Below are 4,555 nucleotides of genomic sequence, written 5' to 3' on the forward strand. Positions count from 1 at the left end.
CCCGCGCGCTGCGCCCCTCCCTGACCCCGCTGCCCCGGCTGGCCGAGGCGGACCGGGGCTGGCCGATCGGGGACCTGACCCCCGGCGGCACCCCGCTGTACGGCTCGGACGAGGACGTCGCGGTCGCCGTCATGGCCCCCCGCGCCGGCGGTCCCGGTCATCCTCGACGCCCCCGGCGCGGTCGTCGCCACCGCGAACAAGGCCGACCTGTGGGCGACCACCGCCGCCCTGCGGGCCGAGCGCGGCAGGGTGTGGGTGTTCGATCCGCAGCGGATCGCCTACGCCCCACCGAGCTGGTGGTGGAACCCCCTGGCGGCCGTGCGCGGGGTGGAGGACGCCGACCGGCTCGCCTCCCACTTCCTCCAGGAGATCCGCGGCGGGCAGGCATCCCGGGACTTCTGGGCCGCGGCCGCCGGGGACCTGCTCGCCAGCCTGCTGCTCGCCGCCGCCACCAGCGGCCGCAGTCTGATCGACGTCTACGAATGGCTCAACGACTCCGCCAGCCCGCGGCCCGCCGACCTCCTCGACGACCACGGCTACCGGGCGGTGGCCGCCGGCCTGCGCGGCCGCCAAGCCGGCGCCCCGGAAACCCGCGAAGGCGTCTACGAAACCGCCCGGGCCGCCGCCCGCTGCCTGCGCAACGACCAGATCCTCACCTGGGTCACCCCACCCGCCGACCACAACACAAAAGGAAGGAAAAGGGCGCTGCTCGACGTCGACCGTTTCGCCGCCAGCAGCGACACCCTGTACCTGCTGTCCAAGGACGACGAAGGCGCGGCATCCCCGCTGGTCGCGGCGTTCACCGACCAGGTCATGCGCGCTGCGGTCCGCCGCGCCGAAGCCGCCGGCGGCCGCCTCGACCCCCCCATGCGGATCATGCTCGACGAGGCCGCGAACATCTGCAAGATCGCCGACCTGCCCCGGCTGTACTCCCACCTGGGCTCCCGCGGCCTGGTCACCATCACGATCCTGCAGTCCTACCGGCAAGGCGTCGGAGTATGGGGAGAACAGGGCATGGACGCCCTGTGGTCCGCCGCCACCATCAAACTCGTCGGCGCCGGCATCGACGACCCCCGCCATGCCGAGGACCTCTCCCGGCTCGTCGGCGAACACGACATCGAGATCTCCTCCGTGTCCCACAGCCGCGGCGGGCCGTCCACGCAGGTCTCGCTACGCCGCCAGCGAATCCTCGACGCCGCAGACATCCGCGCCATGCCCAAGGGCACCGCCCTCCTACTCGCCACCGGCATCCGCGCGGCCGCGGTCCGGCTACGCCCCTGGTACACCGGCCCACACGCCACCACGATCACCACCGCGTCCGCGCAGGCCATGACCACCCTCACCGCCCACGCCACCTCGACCGCCGCGTCCGGGACCGGCCCGCAGAGGGGAACCCAGACGTCATGACCAGCCCCACCACCGCCGCCGAGCTGGCCGGCGCGCTGGCGGACCTGACCGCCCGCCTCCACTCCCTGGAAACCCTGCTGGCCGATCTCGACGCCCGCGCCGCCGCCACGGACCCGGCTGCCACTCTCCCACCGCAGGCCAGCGACAGCCGCCAGGACCAGGACGAGCCCCCGGAACCGGCGTTCACCGGCGTCGTCGACTGGGTCGAGCAGTACTTCCGGGTGGCCTACCCCCGCTCAACCGGCGGGGAGTTCCGCTGGTGCGCCCAATGGTGGGACCACACCGAAGCCGTCATCCGCCTCGAAGCGCTGTGGCGGGCCTGGGAACACGCCCGCACCGACCCCAACACCGGCATTGCCACCTGGCACACCAACCTGCTCGACCCCCAACTGGCAGTCCTGTGCGGACCGTCCGGGCCGTTTCGCGCCTGCCGCCCCGACCGGCACGAACCCGACCGGCCCCTACCCGTCGCCCCCACCCCACCCGGCCACTTCGACCCTGCCGCGGGAGACGAGAACGGCTGACCTACGCCTGGGCCCATCTCTCGGCCCCGCGGAGCTGGTCTCCGATATCGGTTAAAGGTCAGCCGCGGCAGCGCCCTTGCCCTACAAGCCGGTCGGAATGGAACGCATCTACGTCCAATCCCAACGCCCCGCCACGATCTGCTAGAAGACCCTTCAGTCGGTTCTGCATGTAAATCTTCCCAGCACCAGGGCCACCTTCCACGATGAACAGCACCGGCGCGTCATCCCCAGTCTTCCAGCCGAGGAGAACGCCAACGTTTCTGCATGCTGTTCCCACAGCAGCACGGCTGTGTGCCGGATCCGGCGTTCACCATGGCCTGGGCACGGCGCTGGCGGAAAGACTGACATGACCGAGGCCCGTCCTCGATCGTCTATCGCCCCCGACGCCGATGCGGAGACGCCGGCAGCGGGAGACGCGCAGGGCTGTGCACTCCTGTGGGTACCGCCTGCGATGACGCGGGAGGCTGGTGGGAAATCTGATGAGCGGCCAGCATCCTGGCCGCGGTGACGGCGGCGTCGGCTTGGACATGGCGCTGCTGGACGGCGCGGAGGCGGGCCAGAGCCTCGGCCAGTCGCAGCAACGCCTCCACAAGCCGGGCGAAATCGGTTGCCTCGCTGGGGCCGGCACGGCCGAGTGTGAGCAGAATCCGCGCCCCTGCCCGGATGGTTTCGGCGGCCGGGGTGGTGTGCGGGGTGGCCGCCCACCGGGCCCGGGCCGCCCGGGCGATGCGTTCACTGGCCGTGTGTATCGACCCATTGTCTGGCCCGTGTAGGACGTGGGCGACAGCGGCGGCCAGGTCACCGGCGGCGTGCGCGACCGCTTCCTGGTCCTGCTCCCCGGCGACGTCGGCGGCCAGGTGCTCGGCGGCGCTGACGGCGGCCGCGGTCGCCGTGGCAACCGCCTGGCGGCGGGCGGCAGGGTCGCGCAGCCGCTGCCGGTCAGCAGAATCGGTTGTACCGACCGGGCGGGTCGGGGCCTGCCAGCGTCGTCGTAGCTGCGGCAGGCTCAGGTCCGCGGCCAACCGGCCGCCGCTGTACCAGACCGATACTCCCTGACGGTCCCGGTCGCCGGGGAGGGCGAGCGCATAGCCGGTGATCTCACCGGGATGCCGGGTGCTGTGGCGACGACGGACCAGGAGTCCGGCCTGCTCCAACCGGGCGAAGAACGCGCTCTCGTCGCCGGCGCCGGCGGCCGCGGTCCGGACCGTGCGCAGCAGCCGCACCCGGGACGGCTCCGGCTGCCCGCGGCGAGCGGCCTTCTCCTGCTCGGGGCGGGACGCGGCCACGGGTGCGGTGTTGTCCCGGCTGGCGGTCATCCGCAGCCCGTAGCGTCGTTCGATCTGCTGGCATGCGGTCCGCAGCCGGGTGAAGTCGTTGTGGACCGAGGGACGCCGACCGTCCATCCGGGCCAGGGTCACCACCAGATGAATATGATCGTCAGCGTGGCGGACCGCCGCCCACCGGCAGCCCGAAGGATCGCCTGACCCGCTGATGAACCCCATCCGGGTGACCACCCCCTCGGCGATCTGGGCCCACTCGGCGTCGCTCAGCCGCCGATCTTCCGGTGCGCTGCGCAGCGACGCATGCCAGACCGGCCGGTCCACCGGCCGGCGCATCATCGTCACCGGCTGATTCAGCAGATCGGCCAGAGCACCGACATCCTCGGGTCCAGCCGCGCCAATCAGACCGGGATCAGCCCAGGCGGCAACCAGATGCGGGTCCACATGTTCGTTGGCCTCCCCCGGGCCGAACAGGTAGCGCAACAGCCCGAGGACCCGGCCACCCCGACTGATCTTCCCGATCATGGTTGGATACGGCGACCGATCTGCGTGGCCAGCATGTCGATCTGACGCATCACCCGGGTCGTCATCTCCGCCACGGTCAGCAGCGCCGGCGGTGCCACCCCGGTCGTGTGGTACAGCGCGACCGCCTGGTTGACGTTGGTACCGACCCGGCGCACCAGCTCCGCCAGCCGCACCAGTTCCCGCATCTCCTCGCGTTCCACCGACTCCATCGGCAGCCGGGTGTTCCGCGCCACCGCGAGTCCGGCTTCGGCCAGGAACCCGGCCGGAGTCAGATCCACCGCCCGCGCGGCCGCGGCGATCTCGGCGTACTCGTCGTCGTCAAACCGCAGATTGCACCGGTGGTGACGAGCCGGACGCTGATGCTGCCGATGCCCGACCGCCCCCTGGCGACCCACACCGCACCCCGCTTCTAAGGTCGAGCGCGCCCGCTCGACCCCACCATCCCGCCGAATGTGTCGGGTCCGATCCAAGCGGACACAGCGGTCGAGGCGCACATTTGGTTACCAAATGTATATCTCGCTCCGCCGAAGGCGACTGCCAGCGAACGGCGGCGGCGCCGGGGATTTTCCACGGCCTCCCGCGATCCGTAACGGCAGCTGGTCAACAGCGTTGACCAGCACCCACCGTAAAGATCATCAATTAATGCAAGAGGAAAGAAGATCCACGCACGGATGGTCTCCGGTCCGTCGTGCCGTAGTTGGGCACGACGGCGCATGAACGAGCAGGCCTGGCGGTCGGGATCGGATCCGGCGTGCGCGACGGTGGCTCTTGAAACCGCGTTCGAGGGCACGACGCAACAGGTGGATGATCTCGCTGTTC

General features: G+C 71.2%; 4 protein-coding genes and 1 pseudogene. 2 read left to right on the forward strand and 3 right to left on the reverse strand.

All coding sequences use genetic code 11. The features are described 5' to 3' along the window. A pseudogene (locus CV1CTNOD_RS25320) lies at positions 1–221 on the reverse strand (hypothetical protein); the annotation flags it as partial. On the opposite strand from CV1CTNOD_RS25320, the gene CV1CTNOD_RS01990 reads away from it, so the two are divergent. Continuing rightward, positions 208–1,407 carry a type IV secretory system conjugative DNA transfer family protein gene (locus CV1CTNOD_RS01990; RefSeq protein ID WP_242606292.1) on the forward strand — a complete coding sequence of 400 codons (1,200 nt, stop codon included), beginning with the start codon at positions 208–210 and terminating at the stop codon, positions 1,405–1,407. The pseudogene CV1CTNOD_RS25320 and the gene CV1CTNOD_RS01990 sit on opposite strands and share 14 nt — an antisense overlap. After that, positions 1,404–1,931 carry a DUF4913 domain-containing protein gene (locus CV1CTNOD_RS01995; protein ID WP_131784472.1) on the forward strand — a complete coding sequence of 176 codons (528 nt, stop codon included), beginning with the start codon at positions 1,404–1,406 and terminating at the stop codon, positions 1,929–1,931. The genes CV1CTNOD_RS01990 and CV1CTNOD_RS01995 overlap by 4 nt, the downstream gene beginning before the upstream one ends. A 371-nt stretch (positions 1,932–2,302) precedes the next feature. Here the strand turns inward: CV1CTNOD_RS01995 and CV1CTNOD_RS02000 are convergent, their stop codons facing one another. After that, on the reverse strand, positions 2,303–3,736 hold the full coding sequence (locus tag CV1CTNOD_RS02000; protein WP_131784473.1) for a relaxase/mobilization nuclease domain-containing protein: 1,434 nt from the start codon (positions 3,734–3,736) through the stop codon (positions 2,303–2,305). Beyond that, positions 3,733–4,131, reverse strand: coding sequence for a plasmid mobilization protein (locus tag CV1CTNOD_RS02005; RefSeq protein WP_131784474.1), 399 nt, complete (start codon positions 4,129–4,131; stop codon positions 3,733–3,735). Before CV1CTNOD_RS02005 ends, CV1CTNOD_RS02000 begins: the two co-directional genes overlap by 4 nt. Positions 4,132–4,555 lie beyond the last annotated feature (424 nt).

The sequence above is a fragment of the Protofrankia symbiont of Coriaria ruscifolia genome (assembly GCF_900634745.1).
GTDB classification, from domain to species: Bacteria; Actinomycetota; Actinomycetes; order Frankiales; family Frankiaceae; genus Protofrankia; species Protofrankia californiensis.

Excerpts from the sequence above, each read along its gene's own strand:
- CV1CTNOD_RS01995 (WP_131784472.1), top strand. The coding sequence starts at position 1,404 with ATGACCAGCCCCACCACCGCCGCCGAGCTGGCCGGCGCGCTGGCGGAC.
- CV1CTNOD_RS02000 (WP_131784473.1), bottom strand. The coding sequence starts at position 3,736 with ATGATCGGGAAGATCAGTCGGGGTGGCCGGGTCCTCGGGCTGTTGCGC.